The following is a 16,983-nucleotide window of genomic DNA, read 5'->3' as shown; positions in this document are numbered from 1 at the left end:
GGCATATTCCTCAGGATTTGTCGCCAGTGCAACGTGCGTGCAATGCACGCGCCCTGGCTTTGTTCGGCATCCAGTGCCGTCACCACTGTATTTAAAGGCCGGAACCTGTGCCGGCTCACCCGACAGCCGGGAAAAATTAACAACGATTAACTCGTCCGCGCCCGCGTCAGAGCCAAAACTGCGGGGCAATGGAATGCATACGTCCGGAGGACGCTGCGATGAGCAAGGTAGTGGTGGTCTATCACAGTGGCTACGGGCACACCCGCGTCATTGCGCAGGCAGTGGCCCAAGGTGTGGAGCGCCACGTGGGCAGCACCTGCCTGTTGCTGGCGGTGGAAGACGTGGAAGCCCATTGGGATGAGCTGCACCGCGCCGACGCCATCATCTTCGGCGCGCCGACCTACATGGGCAGCGCCTCGGCGGCGTTCAAGCAATTCATGGAGGCCACGGCCTCGTTCTACCTCGCCCGGCCATGGCGCGACAAACTGGCAGCGGGCTTCACCAACTCCGGCAGCCTGTGCGGCGACAAGCTCAATACCCTGCTGCAAATGGCGGTGTTCGCGGCTCAGCACTCGATGATCTGGGTCGGGCTTGATCTGCTGCCGGCCCGTGCGTGCGAAGGTGTGTTCGACGGCCAGTTGAATCGCCTCGGCAGCTCCCTTGGCGCGATGTCCCAATCCTGCGTCGAGGAACCGCCCGAACAGGCACCTCCTTTGGAAGACCAACAAACCGCCGCGCACCTGGGCGAGCGGGTGGCGCGACTGGCTCAGCGGATGGCTCGAGGCTGAAACCGCCTCAGCGGTTTTTCATGACCTGACAACGCCACGCAAACGGATTGATCCCTTCGCTGCGGGTGAAGATGTGGCAGAAGTGCGCCTGATCGCAGAAACCGCATTCGAGGCTGATCTGCGTGAGGCTGTGGTTGGTCTGCTGGATCAACAGCTTGGCCCGGGCGATGCGCTGGGTGCGGATCCAGTCTTGCGGCGAGTACCCGGTGCTGCACTTGAACGCCCGGGAAAAATGGCTGCGTGAGAGTGAGCAGGCGCTGGCCAGTTCGGTGACTTCAAGGCTGTCGCCGAGGCGTTCGAGGATCAATTGTTTCACCAGCCGCTCCCGTTGCGGGCTGAGGCCGCCGGTGCTGGTCTTGCGGGGTTCGCTGGCAGGGGCGCGGGCGACGGTTTGCTGTAAGTGAGCCATGGCCAAGGTCCGTGTCGGTGGGGAACGCACGGTCAGCGCTTTCCCTCAGGTCAATAAAACAACGCTGCGCAGAGGGATTCATTGTTTGGCGAGGGGCGAAGGCTGACGAGTTAAACGTTGTTAATTCCGCCACCGAAGCCGGTTTCGAATGACCGTCGATCAAGTAAAGTGCGCAGCACTTGCGCCTGGCCAATAAGGAAAACACGCCCATGAACCGAAACGATCTGCGCCGCGTCGACATGAACCTGCTGGTGATTTTCGAAGCGCTGATGTTCGAAAAGAACCTGACCCGTGTCGCCGAAAAACTGTTCATGGGCCAACCGGCGGTGAGCGCGGCGCTGGGCCGGTTGCGCGATCTGTTCGACGATCCGCTGTTGCTGCGCAACGGTCGCGGCATGGAGCCGACGGCGCGGGCGCTGGCGATTCTTCGGGAACTGCAACCGGCGATGGACGTGATTTCCGGCGCGGTCAGCCGGGCCAAGGAATTCGATCCGGCGACCAGTTGCGACTTGTTCCGCATCGGCCTGTCGGATGACGCCGAGTTCGGTCTGTTCCCACCGTTATTGCGCCAGTTGCAGGAAGAGGCGCCGGGGATCGTGGTCGTGGTGCGCCGCGCCAACTACCTGCTGATGCCGACCTTGCTGGCGTCCGGGGAAATCTCCGTCGGCGTGAGCTACACCACCGATCTGCCGGCCAATGCCAAGCGCAAGAAACTGCGCGACATTCCCTGCAAGGTTCTGCGCGGCGATAACCGCCCGGGTCCGCTGACCCTCGACGAGTACTGCGAGCGGCCTCATGCGATGGTGTCATTCTCGGGGGATCTGAGCGGCAACATCGACGTGGACCTGGCCAAGGTCGGCCGCAGCCGCCGGGTGGTGCTCGGTGTACCTCAGTTCAGCGGCCTGCGCGCGCTGTTGGCGGGCACCGAGATGATCGCCACCGTGCCGGATTACGCCGCGTGTGCGCTAGTCGAAGGCTGTGCGTTGCGGGCTGAGGATCCGCCGTTTCCGATTGATGCAGCACAACTGTCGATGGCCTGGAGTGGGGTGCATGACAACGATCCGGCGGAAAAATGGTTGCGGTCGCGGATCAGTCAGTTCATGTCGGTGACGCTGGATATTCCGGTGGAGTAGGTACGCCGTTCGTCCGGAAGAGTGTTTGACCTGTAAGTTCTGACAGTAGCGCTGGTCCTTGTGTGGGTGTGTTATTGATCCGATGCCTTTTCGAGGGCCATATCACACGCGCACCGGGACAGAACGATGACCGCCAACAGCTCCAACGCAAGCGTCGCCGCTCCACCGCCTCCGACCATTCAGGAAAACCCGAGCACATTCCTGCTGGACCCGCAGAATGTGCGCAACACACTGACGGTCGAGGTGATGGACCCCTCGCTGCAACCCGGCGACAGCGTGAGTGTGACGTTTAGCGGCGACCCGGCCACCGGAAGCAATGGCTCGCATACCACCCCTGCCGTCAGCGCCGGCACCGTTCGGCCAATGCTGATTCGACTGCCGTTCACACTGACAACCTTCAATCTGGGCAGGACGGTGACCGTGACCTACACGAACACCAAAGGCAGCACTGCCCCGGTGACCTCCGATCCGCTGGTGCTGTATGTCTTGACGCTGGCGCAACGCGATTTGCCCAGGCCTTTGATCACCGAGGCCGATCAGTTGGGCGAGGGTCGTTTTCTGAACCTTGATGGCTTGAGTCATTTCACTCTGCGGATCAACGCATGGACGCTAAGTACTCGGGGTCAATTTCTCTGGTTGCGCCTGCTTGGCGTCAATGCCGACAACAGCGTTTTTGACCGGTCATATTGGGGGCCGCCGGGCAATGTGATCGCGGATGAATTCAACCGTTTTGGCTACTACGCAACGGTTCATTCCACCACGGATCTGCGGAGTCTCAAGCACGGCAGCGTATTGAGCCTGATATTGATGGTCGGGTTGCAAGGCAGTCAGGATCCCGCGCTTGCCCAACCCTTTGCCCACGGAAACTACATCGTCCTGACGGATCCCACGAGCGCGCCAAGGATCGAGCAAATCATTGAACCGGACGGTCGGGAAGTCGGCGATCAAGGTGAAACGCTGTCCACCCGCGTCACCTTGTCCGGCGTAGCCACAGAGCCAGTGATCGTTTTTGATGGGGAAACACGGCTGGGCACGGCTCCGGTGATTGCAGGGGCGTGGGAATATTTGGCCAGCGGCTTGACCACGGGCCTTCACGTTTTCACAGGACGGTACGCCGCTGGAGGGGTATCCAGATCCTGGACGATCAACGTTCTGGAAAACCGCGAAGTGCGGATCAAGGAATCAACCGGCAACACCCATTTGAATCCTTCCGCAGCCATAAATGCGCTGACGTTTGTGCTCGATTATCTGAGCCAGCCTAGTGACAAGGTCACTGTGGAATGGAACGCCGAGCCAGGCACACCGCTGGCGGGTTCTTACAAATCGCTTCCTGTCGATGTCGGTATCACGCCCAGAAAACTGTCGGCGCCTGTCTCACTGGTGGCCTTCAGCATCGGTAAAACCGTTGAAGCCACCGCCTCCTACGTACGCGGTGGTGCACCCGCAGTGCAATTGCAGCCCTTGGCTCTATCCGTGCTGCCGATCCCGAGCAACTTGCTCATATCCCCCGTCATCGACGAGGCAAAAGGCACCCTTGAACTGGACAAGAAGGACATCGTGGCCGGAGCGAATCTGACGTTCGGCGGCTGGATACACATGGCGAGAAGCCAACGGCTGGAGCTCACCCTGATGGGCTTTTCGGCCAATGGCGCCGTGAACAATCGAAGTATCTGGACACCCGATCGCAATGCGGTTCATCAGGCCTGGGTCACGAATCGAGGCTACACCCTCAGACTCCCGGGCGACTATCTGCTTTCGCTCGGGGTCGGGACATTGGTGAGCATCCTGTTCTCAGTGAGAACGGACCAAGTACCGGACTCGACGGCAGGCACGGTTTTCGAACCGCGTCAGTACAAAATCGTGGACACGCGGTGAGGAGGAGGGGGTAAGGTCTTAGGTTTAACGTGCGGTGTTTAAAGGCGTTGATCGTTACTTGATGAAAGCTACAGCGCCTTGCGCCGTTGCCTACGCATAAGCCAGAATCCGCCGGCTTGTGCGCCTTGGGGCTGGGTCTTATCGTTTCCGGGTCGCTGACGAATCAGCGATCGGGTCTCGCAGCCCGCGATCTCTGGACGCACAACAACCTCCGGTTTTATGGCGGCTGTACGTGGGAGACCTTCGGGTCTGCCGGTTCTAGAGTCCCGGTCTGCGACCCGCGTATGGCTGCCACCCCTTCGTATCGCAGCGAATCGTGGCGGCTCAATGACTCTGGAGATGCACCCATGATCAAACCCACGCCAAATCCGCCTGAAACCGACACAACCTCGCCCTACGAAACCCTCGATTCCAAGAAATTCCATGAAGCCGCCGAGCGCGCCCTCGATCATTACCTCAACCCGCTACTTCCCAGAAAACCTCTGCTCAAACCCAATACCCGATACCTCATCGCTCCCGGTATCGATAGCGAAGAACTGCTGGCCGACGCCTCTGAAACCCTGACCTGTGCCAAAACTATGGCCACTGATTTCGCCGGGCTGGTGGACGGTTCGCATCGGCATGTGCTGCTGGGGATTGCGCAGCTGATCATGCTGGGTGAACTGGCGGTGAATCGGGCGCTGGATAATCTTGAACTGAAGGCTGACGCGAGCGTTTGAGCGAGAGCAATCAGAACGGCCCTTTAAAGGGCCGTTTTTTTGTGCCCGGGTGAAATCACTGAATGCCTCTCTAGCAGCGACCGTTGGTCTTTAAGTCACGCTGACCTGTCAGATCTGACAGGTGACGCATTAGTCCGTTCGTAGTGTGATGGGGTCTGTTCCGACACGGCTCAGGTTTGTCTTCCGAGGGGTTAAATAATGCAGATCAATCCTTATTCTCCGCAGGTCACGGCGGGACTTTTGTTGGTACCCATGTTTATCCCGGGATGGAGAGCGCCTGTTCTTCCCGCTGGAGTCTTCCACGGGGGAATTCCCCAGTCGATCTATCAGCCACCCAGTGGCCTGTACATGGTGATTGACCCGGTCAGAACGTTGTCCACCACGCTGGCCGTTGGTGACTCTGTGGAGCTGTGGCACAACGGCCAGCCAACAGGGGTAATCAAGAACATCAAGAAGGGAGAAGAGAACGACCGGATTGAAATGGATTTGCCGCCGGGATGGCTGGTGGACGGCCAGAACGATCTGTTTTATCGGGTAACTCGCCCCAGCGGTAATTACGAAGATTCGGCTCCGATACTGAATGTGCTGTATCACGACCCGGCCCCCGGTTATCCGGCGCCGGCCGGTATTACCATATCCCATCCGGCCTTTGTCGGTCCGACGGAAGCGGCGGCGGGGGTGGTGTTTCTCTTCAACGTCAGCTTTGCACGACAGCACGACGAGATTGTTTTGACTGTTGGGGTGTGGAAAACAACGATCAAGGTCACTGATCCAACCAAACCCATCACGGTCACCCTGACAGCCGCCGATTTCAAGCTGATAGGTGACAACCCCAACACGCCGGTCAGATGCGTGGTAACCGACCAGTTAGGTAACCGTAACCAGTCGTCGACTACGTTTATGGACATCCAGGCTACCCAAACACCGGGGCCAGTCATTGATCCCTCACCCATGACTCTGGACAGTTATTCGTTCTTCAATATCTATGGCTGGCCTTACATAGCTGAGAACGAAAGCAGCATGACGCGTCCCGCTATCGGTGGGGTCGCTCCACATACCTACTCCACAGCCGATCCGAATATTGCGACGGTGGACCGAATGGGAAAGGTGATTGCTGTCCGAAATGGAACAACAACCATCACTGTGACGGACGCCCTGGGCCGAAGTGGTTTTTATACCGTTCGGGTATTTAATGTTTATCAAACCGTGATCAACAACGCCATGATGACTGCCGACGAGGCAAGAGCATGGACCCTCAGTGTCGGTGGCAATGTAGATATTCACGTCGAGTATCTGCAGATTACTCACGTGGCCAATTACGCTCTGCATGTCTTCGACAACAACCTGTATCCCAATCCGCTAGGCCAGCGATTTGTTCAGATCATCTCGCAAGGTATGGCGTACAGGGCTTGGGAGGGTAACCGGCTATCGGGTGCGCATTGGCCTTGGGGAAGCACTGTGCGAATGAGAGCAATCACTTCAATCCCTTCCTGATCAGGCTCTCCCAAAAAGAGCACACCCATCCAATTTCCCCCCGATCAATCATTGCACTATTCCCTGCAATGATTGATCAAGGGTGGGCCCATGAGCGCTGTACAACGCGATGACCAGGCGCAAAACCTCGGCCTGTTGTTCCTGCGGGTGACCGGCGGGTTGTTTCTGCTGTTCGTCCATGGCTTGCCCAAGCTGCTGGACTTCACCGCGCAGCTGCAACAGATCGAAGACCCGTTCCACCTCGGTGCCCACCTCACTTTGATTCTGGCGATCTTCGCCGAAGTCCTCTGTCCGCTGCTGATCGTCGCCGGGGTGCTGGCGCGTCTGGCGTGCTTGCCTATTCTGTTTGTGCTGCTGGTGGCGCTGCTGCTTGTGCATCCGCAATGGAGTGTGGCCGAAGGGCAGTTCGGCTGGTTGCTGTTGATCCTCTTCACCACTGTTCTGATCGCCGGGCCGGGACGGCTGGCGCTCAATGTTCGTTTGCCCGGAGTACTCCGCTATGCCTGATGCCCAGACCCTGAAAAAACCGGGACCCGAAGAAACCGTGACGCTGATCGTCAAGCACCGGGTCAAGGCCGGTTTTGAGCAGCCGTACGAAGCCTGGCTGCGCAATATCGTCAGCGTGGCGGGGCGCGAAGAAGGGCATCTGGGCGTGGACGTGATGCGCAGCCAGCAGGGCGGGCTCGCGCTGTTCACCTGCGTGTTGCGTTATTGCTCGACCGAAGCGATGCAGCGCTGGCTCGATTCGCCGCAGCGTCAGAAGTTGATCGATGAAGCCGCGCCGATGCTCGCCGACGGCGACCAGACCGAGGTCAATGTGGCCAACGAATTCTGGTTCACGCCGACGGCCGAGGCCGGTTCGCCGCCACCGCGCTGGAAGCAGGCCGTGGTGACGCTGCTGGTGATCCTGCCGCACACCTTGCTGGTGCCGCTGATCTGGGGGCCGCTGCTGCAACTCAATGCCTTTCTCTCCAACTACGTGGTCGCCACGTTCCTGATCACCCTGACCATCGTGGTGTCGGTGGTTTACGTGTTCATGCCGCCGGTGACCCGTCTGTTCGCGCCGTGGCTGGAAGCCGGTCAGTCACGCAAAAAAACCGAATCCAATGCCAATCCGCCGCGCTGAAGCGGCGGGTCCGGGCTCCGTTTCACTTATCTCGAAGGAACTGCGATGAACGCCGATCTGATTCTGTTCAATGGCCAATTTCATACGGTAGACCGCGAAAAACCCCTCGCCAGTGCCGTGGCGATCAAGGACGGCCGCTTTGTCGTCGTCGGCAACGATACGCAAGCCATGGCCCTGCGCGGCGCCGGTACGCAAGTGGTCGACCTCAAGGGCCGCTGCGTGATTCCCGGCCTCAACGACTCGCACTTGCACCTGATTCGTGGTGGTTTGAACTACAACCTCGAACTGCGCTGGGAAGGCGTGCCGTCGCTGGCCGATGCGCTGCGCATGCTCAAGGATCAGGCCGACCGCACGCCGACCCCGCAATGGGTGCGCGTGGTCGGTGGCTGGAACGAATTCCAGTTCGCCGAAAAACGCATGCCGACCCTCGAAGAAATCAACCAGGCGGCGCCGGACACCCCGGTGTTCATCCTGCACCTGTATGACCGCGCGCTGCTCAACCGTGCCGCATTGCGCGTCGCCGGCTACACCCGCGACACGCCGAACCCGCCGGGCGGCGAGATCGTGCGCGATGCCAACGGCAACCCGACCGGCATGCTGGTGGCGCGACCCAACGCGATGATTCTGTACTCGACGCTGGCCAAGGGGCCGAAGCTTCCGCTGGAATATCAGGTCAACTCGACCCGTCAGTTCATGCGCGAACTCAATCGCCTGGGCCTGACCAGCGCCATCGATGCCGGCGGCGGTTTCCAGAACTACCCGGACGATTATCAGGTGATCGAACAACTGGCCAAAGACGACCAGTTGACCGTGCGCATCGCCTACAACCTGTTCACCCAGAAACCGAAAGAAGAGCTGACCGATTTCCAGAACTGGACCGGCAGCGTCAAGTTGCATCAGGGCGATGACTTCCTGCGCCACAACGGCGCCGGCGAGATGCTGGTGTTCTCGGCAGCCGACTTCGAAGACTTCCTCGAACCGCGCCCGGACCTGCCGCAGACCATGGAGCAGGAACTGGAGCCGGTGGTGCGCCACCTGGTCGAGCAGCGCTGGCCGTTCCGTCTGCACGCTACCTACAACGAATCCATCAGCCGCATGCTGGATGTGTTCGAGAAGGTCAACCGTGACATTCCGTTCAACGGTTTGCCGTGGTTCTTCGACCACGCCGAGACCATCACCCCGCAGAACATCGAGCGGGTGAAAGCGCTGGGCGGCGGCATCGCGATTCAGGATCGCATGGCGTTCCAGGGTGAATACTTCGTCGACCGCTACGGCAAGCAAGCCGCCGAAGCCACGCCACCGATCAAACGCATGCTCGCCGAAGGCGTGCCGGTCGGCGCGGGCACCGATGCCACGCGGGTGTCGAGCTACAACCCTTGGACTTCGCTGTACTGGATGGTCAGCGGTCGCACCGTTGGCGGTCTGGCGCTGTACGAAGAAGGTTTGCCACGCACTACCGCGCTGGAACTGTTCACCCACGGCAGCGCCTGGTTCTCGTCCGAGCAGGGCAAGAAGGGCCAGATCAAGGTCGGGCAACTGGCGGATCTGGCAGCGCTGAGCGCGGACTTCTTCCATGTTGAAGAAGAAGCGATCAAGTGGATCGAGTCGGTGCTGACCGTGGTCGGCGGCAAGATCGTTTATTCCGCCGGCGATTTCGAAGACCTCGGCCCACGCGCATTGCCGGTGCTGCCGGACTGGTCGCCAGTGGTCAAAGTCCCGGGCCACTGGCGCCCGAATTCGCCCTTGCAGGCCCAGGTTCACCAGTGCAGCGGTCCGTGCGCGGTGCATACCCACAGCCATGAAAAAGCGCGGATGTCGAATGCGCCGGTCAGCGACTTCGCTGGTTTCTGGGGCGCGTTCGGTTGCTCCTGCTTCGCTTTCTGATCCCGTAAACGGCGCCGGTCTGTATGGCCGGCGCTTGCCGCATCACCCATCCCCGAGGAGTTTCACATGAGCAACGTTCCTTACAAGCGCTTGAACAAAGACGACGCCGTGGTTCTGCTGGTCGACCACCAGACCGGTCTGATCTCGCTGGTGCAGGATTTCTCGCCGAACGAATTCAAGAACAACGTGCTGGCGCTGGGTGACATCGCCAAGTTCTTCAAACTGCCGACCATCCTCACCACCAGTTTCGACGCGGGTCCGAACGGCCCGATCGTGCCTGAACTGCGCGAGCAGTTCCCGGACGCACCGTTCATTCAGCGTCCAGGCCAGATCAACGCCTGGGACAACGAAGACTTCGTCAAGGCCATCAAGGCTACCGGCCGCAAGCAACTGATCATCGCCGGTGTGGTGACTGACGTGTGTGTGGCGTTCCCGACCCTGTCGGCACTGGCTGAAGGTTTTGAAGTGTTTGTGGTGACCGACTCGTCCGGCACCTTCAACGAAACCGTGCAGCAAGCAGCATGGGCGCGCATGTCGGCGGCCGGTGCTCAGCTGTTGAACTGGTTCTCCGTGGCTTGCGAGCTGCAAGGTGACTGGCGCAATGACATGGAAGGTTTGGCGAATCTGCTGTCGAATCGCCTGCCGAACTATCGCAATCTGATCAACAGCTACACCAAGTTTACTGCCAAGTAATTGGCTGAAGAAATGCCCGCTGAAGAGCGGGCATTTTTTCGTCTGTCGCAAAGGCTCAGCGCTTTTGCAACCACCCCAGAAAACCACCCTTGCGAACAGGCACAGGCTTGGCCATCAACGCCAACCGACTGTTCTGCTGCCGCACCGCCTGCAACTTGTTCAACGCCCGACCCACTTCACTGCGCTGCTCCATGCACTGGCGAGTCAGGTTCTTGTCGAGTCGATAAATGATCGAAGACGTCAGCGCGGTAAACGTCGCCTGCGAAGGGGTATCCGCCAGAATGCTCTGTTCGCCCATGACCTCACTCGGCCCCATGCGTCCGGCCTCGGTGAAGCCGTTGCCGTCCGGCACGCTGGCGCTGACCACGCCGGTGGCGATCACGAACAGGCTGTCCGGGACTTCCTCCAGATTGAGCACCACCTGCCCGGCGCTGTACTGCTGCGCGACCATCGACTCGGCGAGGCGATCGCGTTCCTCGTGGCTCAGCGAGCGGAAGATTTTCACTTCGTCGAGCAACGCGCGGGCGCGGGTCGACGGTTCGATCACACCGTCCGGATGTCGCGAAATGCCGGCCGCTTCGAGATGGCGGTGGGCGAGGTCGAACAGTTGATTGCGCACGTCGCTTTTCTTGCCCAGTTCGGCGATGAAACCGCTGGCCACGTATTCCGACATTTCGTCGCCGGCCTCTTTCAGCACCGCTTTCGGCGCAGGCGACAGCAACAGGCTGCTGCTGCCTTGCAGCGTACGGTCGAGGGCGTCGAGTACCCGGCGCGGGCGGATGTGGTTCGGCACCTTGATGCTGATCGACACGCCGTGCAGGTTGTTCGGCCGGCTGAGGTTGACGATCTTGGCCTTGGCCGCCACCGAGTTCGGCACCACGGCCAGGGTGCCGGTGCTGGTCAGCAGGTGCGTGGCGCGCCAGTTGATGTCGAGCACCTTGCCTTCGACGCCGTCGATGACCACCAGATCATCCACCTGATACGGCTTGGTTGTGTTGAGCACGATGCCGGAAAACACGTCGGCCAAGGTGCTTTGCAGCGCGAGACCGATGACGATCGCCACCACGCCGGAGGTCGCAAGCAGGCCTTTGACCGGCAGATCCAGCACATAACCGGCCGCCGCGACGATGGCCGCCAGAAACACCAGCGCACCGATCACGTCCTGCAACAGCCGGCCGCTGTGGCCGATGCGACGCATCAGGATCAGGCCGATGACTTCGGTCAGCACCCGCGCAGCGTACAGCCACCAGAGAATCCCCAGCGCCGTAGCCCCCAGTTGCGCCACCGGGTCATCGGCGAACGACGGCGCCTGCAACGGGCTGACACCGGCATTGATGGCCAGTGCGTTGAAGGCCAGAAACAGCACCAGTCGCACAGCGACCCGTTGCGCGCGATGTTTGAACGGCGCGAGGTGCCAGAGCAGGGTGTCGAGCACCAGCAGCAGGGCGCTCCAGGACAGCAGGTGGGCAGAAAAAAGGCTCATGGGAAGAACTCCGGCGGGCACAAAAGAAAACGCCACACCCGAAGGTGTGGCGAGGGGTTGCACTCAGTTCAGGTGGGTCTTGAGTTCTGCCGCTGCCTGGCGCACGGCGGCTTTCACCTCGGGGATGCCGTTCAGCGGGTTGAGCAGGCCGAAGTCGTGAATCATCCCGTTGTAGCGCACCGAGGTCACCGGTACACCGGCCGCGTCGAGGTGGCGGGCGTAGCCTTCGCCTTCGTCACGCAACACGTCGAACTCGGCGGTCTGCACCAGCGCGGCGGGCAGGCCCTTGAGCTGTTCGGCGCTGGCGTTGAGCGGCGAGGCATGGATCTGCGCACGCTCGGCCGGGTTGGTGGTGTAGTTGTCCCAGAACCACTGCATCATGCCCTTGGTCAGGAAGTGGCCCTCGGCGAACTGCTGGTACGAGCCGTTATCGAACCCGGCGTTGGTCACCGGCCACATCAGCAACTGGAAGCGCAGGGCCGGGGTTTTCTGTTCCTTGGCCATCAGCGCCACGACCGCCGCCATGTTGCCGCCGACGCTGTTACCGGCCACCGCCAGACGTTTGCCGTCGACACCGATTTGCTTGCCGTGCTCGGCCACCCATTTGGTTGCCGCGTAAGCCTGATTGATCGCGGTCGGGTACTGCGCTTCCGGCGACGGCGTGTAGTCGACATACACCGCGACCGCGCCAGAGCCCACCACCAGATCACGAATCAAGCGTTGGTGTGTCGGGAAGTCGCCCAGCACCCAGCCACCACCGTGGAAGAACATGAACACCGGCAGCTCGCCCTTGACCTTGGCCGGACGCACCACTTTCAGGTTGATCGTCTGGCCATCGACCTTGATCGCCTTGTCGCTGACTTCAACGCCGGACAGGTCAACCTTCACCGAAGCCTGGGCGCCGGTCAGCACCGCACGGGCGTCTTTCGGGCTCAATTGCTCGAGCGGTTTGCCACCGCCGGCGGCGAGGGCATCGAGGAAGGCCTGAGTGTTGTGTTCGACGCCAGTGCTTTCGGCGGCGAAGGCGTTGCCGATGGACAGGGCGAGGAGGGAAGCGGCGAGGGTTTTCTTGATGTTCATGTGCAATTCCTTTTTAAGTCGTTTGAGTTTTTGTGTGCCTTGGGATCGGGCTGCTGTGGCGCTGGGCTTCAGGCCTCAGCAACACCGTGAGCACAGATTAATGAGGTGCCGGAAAGTGAAAAAGCGGCTATAAAGCGTTTAACTGTCAACCAGGGAGTGACAATGAACCCGTTCGAAGACATGCGTATTTTTTGCCAGGTGATGGACTCCGGCAGCTTCACGGCGGCGGCCGATCAGTTGGGCCTGTCCAAGCAGTTCGTCAGCCGTCGGTTGATGCAACTGGAGGAGCGCCTCGGCGTGCGATTGCTCAACCGTTCGACCCGGCGCCTGGACGTGACGCCGCTGGGCCAGAGCTATTACGAATCGGCGCTGCGCTTGCTCGGCGAAGTGGAATCGGTGGAGCAGGGCATCGCCGGGCAGACCGCCGAGCCGCGCGGGGCGATTCGCGTGAGTGCGCCGCTGTCGTTTGCGCTGGCGCATCTGGGCTGTTTGCTGCCGCCGTTTCTGCAGCGTTATCGCGAGGTCACGGTGGAAGTGGACCTGAGTGATCGGCCGGTGGATCTGCTGGGTGAGGGTTACGACCTGGCGCTGCGCATTGGCGTGCTGGAGGACTCGACCCTGATCGCCCGACGCATTGCGTCAATCGAGCGGGTGTATTGCGCCAGTCCTGCGTATCTGGCCGAACGCGGTACGCCGGTCAAACCGGAAGACCTGCTCGGCCACGACTGCCTGCCTTACGGCCACGGGCGTTCGGTGCAGTGGCGGTTCAACGCGGGGCAGGGCAAGCCGCTGCTGGTGAATGTCACCGGGCGGATGCGCGTCAACAACGGCGAACTGCTGCGGGATGCGGCGGTGGCGGGGATGGGGATTACCTATCTGCCGACGTTCATCGTTGGCGCGGCGCTGAAGGATGGGCGGCTGGTGCCGGTACTGGATGAGTTTCGGCCGGAACCGCTGACGCTGTCGGCGGTGTACCCGCAGCATCGCCAGGCGTCGCGGCCGGTGCAGGCGTTGATCGAGTTTTTGCGTGAGCGGCTGGATAAGGCGCATGCGATTTTGTAGTCGCGGAAAAACATTGTGGGAGCTAGCAGGCTAGCTCCCACAGGGGGAATGTATTTCAGGCTGAATCAGTTGGCGCGCTTGTCATCGCCAGGCTCGCCACCGACGTGAACACCGCGATCATCACCGGGTTCGCCCGCCGCATGCAGACCTCGGTCATCACCGATTTCACCAGCGCGGTGTACGCCATGGTCGTCACCGATCTCACCGGCGCGATGCACACCGTGGTCATCGCCGGGTTCTGAATGCGTGCCGCTGCGGCCCGATGACGCCGTGTTGCCGGAATGGCCCGAGCCGTGGTCACTGCCGCTGTGGCCACTGTTGCCACCGCCGCCACTGCCACTGTTGCCGCCACTGCCGCTGCCGCCGTGACCACCACCATTGCCACCGCTGCCGCCGCCACCTCCATTCCCGCCACCACCGCCTCCATTGCCGCCGCCACCGCCACCGCTGCCACCCCCGCCGTTACCGCCTCCGCCACTACCTCCACCACCACCGCCGCCACCACCACTTCCCCCATCCTTGGCCTGAACACTCGACACCCCGGACAGGCTGTCCGGAATCAATACGGTAGACGCCGACAGGACTGCGCCGATGGCCATTGCGAGCACGAGCTTTTTAATGTGCATATCGTTCTCCGTCTTTGTTGTCTTGATTGGGAACGTGGATGTGCCTTGTTTTTGCGTGTGATCCGACCCGTTCCCGAGGTCAGTGGATACTAGAAGCCAGTTCGAAGATCGGGATGTACATCAGGATTACGATCACCCCGATCAACAGGCCGATGAAGGTCATGAGCAGCGGTTCGAACAGACGCACGAACCACTCGATCCAGCGGCTGATTTCCTCGTCGTAGAAATCGGCGCTGCGTTCCATCATTTGCCCCAGGTTGCCGGACTGTTCGCCGGCGCGCAGCAGGCGCAGGGACACGGGTGTCACCAGACGGTTGAGCTCAAGCGCGGTGGACAGCGACTGCCCCTCGCGCACCCGCTCGCAGGCCTGGTCCAGGCGGGCTCGCGAGGCTACCGTGAGCAGGCCGCGCACCATGCCCATGGCCGTCACCAGCGGAATCCCGCCTTGCAGCAGAATCCCCAGCGACCGGTAAAACCGCGCCAGCTCGTACATGAAAATCCGCTGGTGCACGGCAGGCAGTTTCTCCACCAGACGATCCAGCCCACGGCGAAACGCCGGTTGTTTCTGCAATACGGCAAGGGCGATGACGATTGTCGCCAACAGGCCGAAAAACTCACCCTGATGGGCGTGCAGAAACATGCCACTGCTCATCAGGATCTGCGACAGCCACGGCAGGTTCGAGCCCAGCCCTTCGAACACCAGGCTGAAGCGCGGCACCACGTAGCCCATCAAAAACAGCACCACGCCACCGCCCACCACCAGCAACAGCAGCGGGTAGATCGAAGCGCTGACGATCTTCTGCCGCACCTCGTCCATGCGCTGGCGATAGCTCACGTAACGACCCAGCGCATCGCCGACCGCGCCGGTCTTCTCGCTGGACTGTACCAGCGCCACATACAAAGGCGGGAAAACCGCCGACAACTGGCCCAACGCCTGGGAGAACGATTTGCCCTCGTAAAGCAGCCGCACCAGCTCGCTCAAGGTTTTGCGGGCGGCGGGGGCGGTTTCTTTTTCGGCGAGGCTTTCCAGCGCATCGATCAGCGGCAGACCGGCGTTGAGCAGGGTGGTCAGTTCCTGGCTGAACAACACCAGGTTGAAGGTTTCACGCTTGCTCAGGCGCAACGAGCGCCAGTGGCGCTCGGCGTGCAGGCTGACCACGCGCAAGCCCTGATCCTCGGCGATGCGCCGCGCTTCGCTCTGACCCGGCGCCTCGACGCTCAGCGATACTACCCCGGCCTTGCCCACTGCTTTGAGTTGAAATCGCATGCCGTGTGCTCCGCTTATTGCCAGTTGGTGACTTCGGCGTTTTCGCCTTCGCCGCCGGGCTGGCCGTCCTTGCCCATCGAGAGCAGGTCGTACTCGCTGTTTTCGCCGGGATAGCGGTAGGTGTAGTTACGCCCCCACGGATCCTGCGGCAGTTTTTTCTGCAAGTACGGGCCGGTCCATTTGGCTTCGTCGCTCGGTGCGGTCACCAGCGCCTGCAAGCCCTGTTCGGTGGACGGGTAATGGCCGACTTCCAGCCGGTACAGATCCAGCGCCTTGCTCAAGCCTTCGATCTGCGCCTTGGCGACCTTCACCTCGGAACGCCCCAGCTGGGCGAAATATTTGGGCGCGACGATCCCGGCCAACAGGCCGAGCACCACCAGCACCACGAGCAATTCGAGCAGGGTGAAACCGCGTTGGGCACGCGGACGAAAATGCAGCTTCATGATGACCTCCCGTGAGTGGCAGCCGTGTCGCCACAAGGGCTTATGCAATTGCCATGCTCAGCCCCCGATAATTTCGGCTGTCGGGCTGAAGCCCTTGTATTACGGGCTTTTCAAGAGTCGGCACAGTGCTTGCGTACGGCTGATTGACGACGGGTCAGTGGGGCATTTCCCCCAATTTTTCGGGGCCTGTCAGGGGAGGCCCAATGATCCATTCATTCACTGCAGGACTGCTCGGCTGCGTGCTGTCAGTCGGTGTCGCGCAAGCCGATGTCTTCGTATCCGTGGACGCCAAGGGCAGCTACGTGCTGTCCAACGTCCACCGTCCCGGACGCACTTACGAGCGGGTGATCCGCGAAGCCGATGCGCCACTGGTCAGCCTTGACCGGCAACCGCAATTGATCGCCAACCAGCCCTACGCCGAGCTGGTGTCAGCCGCCGCCAGCGCCAATCAGCTGCCCGAAGCCTTGCTGCATGCGGTGATCAAGTCCGAATCCAACTACAACCCCGGCGCTACCTCGCCCAAGGGTGCCGGCGGCCTGATGCAGTTGATGCCCGGCACCGCGCGGGACATGGGCGTCACCGACGTCTACGACCCCAAGGCCAACATCCAGGGCGGGGCCAAATACCTCAAGCGTCTGATGACCCTGTTCGACAACGACATCGCCCTGGCCGTGGCGGCTTACAACGCCGGGCCTGACGCGGTGCTCAGCCGGGGACGGGTGATTCCACCCTTCGCCGAAACCCAGCGCTATGTCCCGAGCGTGCTGCGTCAGTACCGGCGCCTGCAGGGGCTGGCGGTGGATGCGCCTTTGTAGGTCCGGCCCCGGTTTTCCCCACTATCGGGGCAAACCGATGGCCCCGGAAAAGTGGGGAATCGGGTGGGGAATATCCCCCGGATTCT

17 protein-coding genes are annotated in these 16,983 nt (G+C 61.1%); 11 read left to right on the top strand and 6 right to left on the bottom strand.

Annotated features, from left to right (window positions below; translation table 11 throughout):
* Positions 1-218 precede the first annotated feature (218 nt).
* Positions 219-788 carry a flavodoxin family protein gene (locus AC1RT4_RS19930; RefSeq protein ID WP_493087286.1) on the top strand — a complete coding sequence of 190 codons (570 nt, stop codon included), beginning with the start codon at positions 219-221 and terminating at the stop codon, positions 786-788.
* A gap of 7 nt (positions 789-795) precedes the next feature.
* Here the strand turns inward: AC1RT4_RS19930 and AC1RT4_RS19925 are convergent, their stop codons facing one another.
* Positions 796-1,197 carry a helix-turn-helix domain-containing protein gene (locus AC1RT4_RS19925; protein ID WP_064595111.1) on the bottom strand — a complete coding sequence of 134 codons (402 nt, stop codon included), beginning with the start codon at positions 1,195-1,197 and terminating at the stop codon, positions 796-798.
* Between the two features lie 209 nt (positions 1,198-1,406).
* Here AC1RT4_RS19925 and AC1RT4_RS19920 point away from each other — a divergent pair, with 209 nt between their 5' ends.
* The 8 genes from AC1RT4_RS19920 (at position 1,407) to ycaC (ending at position 10,121) form a co-directional block, all read left to right on the top strand.
* The gene (locus AC1RT4_RS19920; protein ID WP_493087284.1) at positions 1,407-2,330 is read left to right on the top strand and encodes a LysR family transcriptional regulator; all 924 of its coding nucleotides are present in this window, start codon (positions 1,407-1,409) and stop codon (positions 2,328-2,330) included.
* Positions 2,331-2,456: 126 nt separating this feature from the next.
* Positions 2,457-4,205 (top strand): hypothetical protein, encoded by a 1,749-nt coding sequence (locus AC1RT4_RS19915; protein WP_493087282.1) that lies wholly within the window; start codon positions 2,457-2,459, stop codon positions 4,203-4,205.
* 347 nt (positions 4,206-4,552) lie between these two features.
* Positions 4,553-4,924, top strand: coding sequence for a DUF6124 family protein (locus AC1RT4_RS19910; RefSeq protein WP_480400830.1), 372 nt, complete (start codon positions 4,553-4,555; stop codon positions 4,922-4,924).
* A 198-nt stretch (positions 4,925-5,122) separates the two neighbouring features.
* Positions 5,123-6,418, top strand: a complete 1,296-nt coding sequence (locus AC1RT4_RS19905) for an immunoglobulin-like domain-containing protein (RefSeq protein ID WP_493087280.1) — start codon at positions 5,123-5,125, stop codon at positions 6,416-6,418.
* Positions 6,419-6,508: 90 nt separating this feature from the next.
* Positions 6,509-6,925 (top strand): DoxX family protein, encoded by a 417-nt coding sequence (locus AC1RT4_RS19900; RefSeq protein ID WP_493087278.1) that lies wholly within the window; start codon positions 6,509-6,511, stop codon positions 6,923-6,925.
* Positions 6,918-7,544 (top strand): antibiotic biosynthesis monooxygenase, encoded by a 627-nt coding sequence (locus AC1RT4_RS19895; RefSeq protein WP_493087276.1) that lies wholly within the window; start codon positions 6,918-6,920, stop codon positions 7,542-7,544. Before AC1RT4_RS19900 ends, AC1RT4_RS19895 begins: the two co-directional genes overlap by 8 nt.
* A 45-nt stretch (positions 7,545-7,589) precedes the next feature.
* Complete coding sequence (locus tag AC1RT4_RS19890) at positions 7,590-9,428, top strand: amidohydrolase (protein ID WP_085747770.1); 1,839 nt, start codon at positions 7,590-7,592, stop codon at positions 9,426-9,428.
* A 66-nt stretch (positions 9,429-9,494) separates the two neighbouring features.
* Positions 9,495-10,121 (top strand): isochorismate family cysteine hydrolase YcaC, encoded by a 627-nt coding sequence (gene ycaC / locus AC1RT4_RS19885; protein WP_096821302.1) that lies wholly within the window; start codon positions 9,495-9,497, stop codon positions 10,119-10,121.
* A 55-nt stretch (positions 10,122-10,176) separates the two neighbouring features.
* On the opposite strand, the gene AC1RT4_RS19880 is transcribed toward ycaC, so the two are convergent.
* Together AC1RT4_RS19880 and AC1RT4_RS19875 are read right to left on the bottom strand one after the other, a co-directional pair.
* Positions 10,177-11,604: a mechanosensitive ion channel domain-containing protein gene (locus AC1RT4_RS19880; RefSeq protein ID WP_493087274.1), complete on the bottom strand. Its 1,428-nt coding sequence runs from the start codon at positions 11,602-11,604 to the stop codon at positions 10,177-10,179.
* Positions 11,605-11,667: 63 nt separating this feature from the next.
* On the bottom strand, positions 11,668-12,684 hold the full coding sequence (locus AC1RT4_RS19875) for an alpha/beta hydrolase (protein ID WP_490841064.1): 1,017 nt from the start codon (positions 12,682-12,684) through the stop codon (positions 11,668-11,670).
* 162 nt (positions 12,685-12,846) lie between these two features.
* On the opposite strand from AC1RT4_RS19875, the gene AC1RT4_RS19870 reads away from it, so the two are divergent.
* Positions 12,847-13,746: a LysR family transcriptional regulator gene (locus tag AC1RT4_RS19870; RefSeq protein ID WP_179695662.1), complete on the top strand. Its 900-nt coding sequence runs from the start codon at positions 12,847-12,849 to the stop codon at positions 13,744-13,746.
* A 65-nt stretch (positions 13,747-13,811) separates the two neighbouring features.
* Here AC1RT4_RS19870 and AC1RT4_RS19865 read toward each other — a convergent pair whose 3' ends face one another.
* From AC1RT4_RS19865 to gspG, 3 genes are all read right to left on the bottom strand, one after another.
* Positions 13,812-14,372, bottom strand: coding sequence for a hypothetical protein (locus tag AC1RT4_RS19865; RefSeq protein WP_493087271.1), 561 nt, complete (start codon positions 14,370-14,372; stop codon positions 13,812-13,814).
* Positions 14,373-14,451: 79 nt separating this feature from the next.
* Positions 14,452-15,639, bottom strand: coding sequence for a type II secretion system F family protein (locus AC1RT4_RS19860; RefSeq protein ID WP_007956102.1), 1,188 nt, complete (start codon positions 15,637-15,639; stop codon positions 14,452-14,454).
* A 14-nt stretch (positions 15,640-15,653) separates the two neighbouring features.
* A complete protein-coding gene (gene gspG, locus AC1RT4_RS19855) occupies positions 15,654-16,082 on the bottom strand; it encodes a type II secretion system major pseudopilin GspG (protein WP_007956107.1) in 429 nt (142 codons plus the stop codon).
* A 203-nt stretch (positions 16,083-16,285) separates the two neighbouring features.
* On the opposite strand from gspG, the gene AC1RT4_RS19850 reads away from it, so the two are divergent.
* The gene (locus AC1RT4_RS19850) at positions 16,286-16,897 is read left to right on the top strand and encodes a lytic transglycosylase domain-containing protein (RefSeq protein ID WP_493087268.1); all 612 of its coding nucleotides are present in this window, start codon (positions 16,286-16,288) and stop codon (positions 16,895-16,897) included.
* Positions 16,898-16,983: the final 86 nt, after the last annotated feature.

It is taken from the genome of Pseudomonas sp. GW821-FHT11D10 (genome assembly GCF_058808435.1).
The sequence above is the reverse complement of the archived record's forward strand: the minus strand, read 5'-3'. Positions and strand labels throughout refer to the sequence as shown.

What these genes read in the sequence shown, in the direction of transcription:
- AC1RT4_RS19930 (WP_493087286.1), top strand. Translation starts at nt 219, where the DNA reads ATGAGCAAGGTAGTGGTGGTCTATCACAGTGGCTACGGGCACACCCGC.
- AC1RT4_RS19925 (WP_064595111.1), bottom strand. Translation starts at nt 1,197, where the DNA reads ATGGCTCACTTACAGCAAACCGTCGCCCGCGCCCCTGCCAGCGAACCC.
- AC1RT4_RS19920 (WP_493087284.1), top strand. Translation starts at nt 1,407, where the DNA reads ATGAACCGAAACGATCTGCGCCGCGTCGACATGAACCTGCTGGTGATT.
- AC1RT4_RS19915 (WP_493087282.1), top strand. Translation starts at nt 2,457, where the DNA reads ATGACCGCCAACAGCTCCAACGCAAGCGTCGCCGCTCCACCGCCTCCG.
- AC1RT4_RS19910 (WP_480400830.1), top strand. Translation starts at nt 4,553, where the DNA reads ATGATCAAACCCACGCCAAATCCGCCTGAAACCGACACAACCTCGCCC.
- AC1RT4_RS19905 (WP_493087280.1), top strand. Translation starts at nt 5,123, where the DNA reads ATGCAGATCAATCCTTATTCTCCGCAGGTCACGGCGGGACTTTTGTTG.
- AC1RT4_RS19900 (WP_493087278.1), top strand. Translation starts at nt 6,509, where the DNA reads ATGAGCGCTGTACAACGCGATGACCAGGCGCAAAACCTCGGCCTGTTG.
- AC1RT4_RS19895 (WP_493087276.1), top strand. Translation starts at nt 6,918, where the DNA reads ATGCCTGATGCCCAGACCCTGAAAAAACCGGGACCCGAAGAAACCGTG.
- AC1RT4_RS19890 (WP_085747770.1), top strand. Translation starts at nt 7,590, where the DNA reads ATGAACGCCGATCTGATTCTGTTCAATGGCCAATTTCATACGGTAGAC.
- ycaC (WP_096821302.1), top strand. Translation starts at nt 9,495, where the DNA reads ATGAGCAACGTTCCTTACAAGCGCTTGAACAAAGACGACGCCGTGGTT.
- AC1RT4_RS19880 (WP_493087274.1), bottom strand. Translation starts at nt 11,604, where the DNA reads ATGAGCCTTTTTTCTGCCCACCTGCTGTCCTGGAGCGCCCTGCTGCTG.
- AC1RT4_RS19875 (WP_490841064.1), bottom strand. Translation starts at nt 12,684, where the DNA reads ATGAACATCAAGAAAACCCTCGCCGCTTCCCTCCTCGCCCTGTCCATC.
- AC1RT4_RS19870 (WP_179695662.1), top strand. Translation starts at nt 12,847, where the DNA reads ATGAACCCGTTCGAAGACATGCGTATTTTTTGCCAGGTGATGGACTCC.
- AC1RT4_RS19865 (WP_493087271.1), bottom strand. Translation starts at nt 14,372, where the DNA reads ATGCACATTAAAAAGCTCGTGCTCGCAATGGCCATCGGCGCAGTCCTG.
- AC1RT4_RS19860 (WP_007956102.1), bottom strand. Translation starts at nt 15,639, where the DNA reads ATGCGATTTCAACTCAAAGCAGTGGGCAAGGCCGGGGTAGTATCGCTG.
- gspG (WP_007956107.1), bottom strand. Translation starts at nt 16,082, where the DNA reads ATGAAGCTGCATTTTCGTCCGCGTGCCCAACGCGGTTTCACCCTGCTC.
- AC1RT4_RS19850 (WP_493087268.1), top strand. Translation starts at nt 16,286, where the DNA reads ATGATCCATTCATTCACTGCAGGACTGCTCGGCTGCGTGCTGTCAGTC.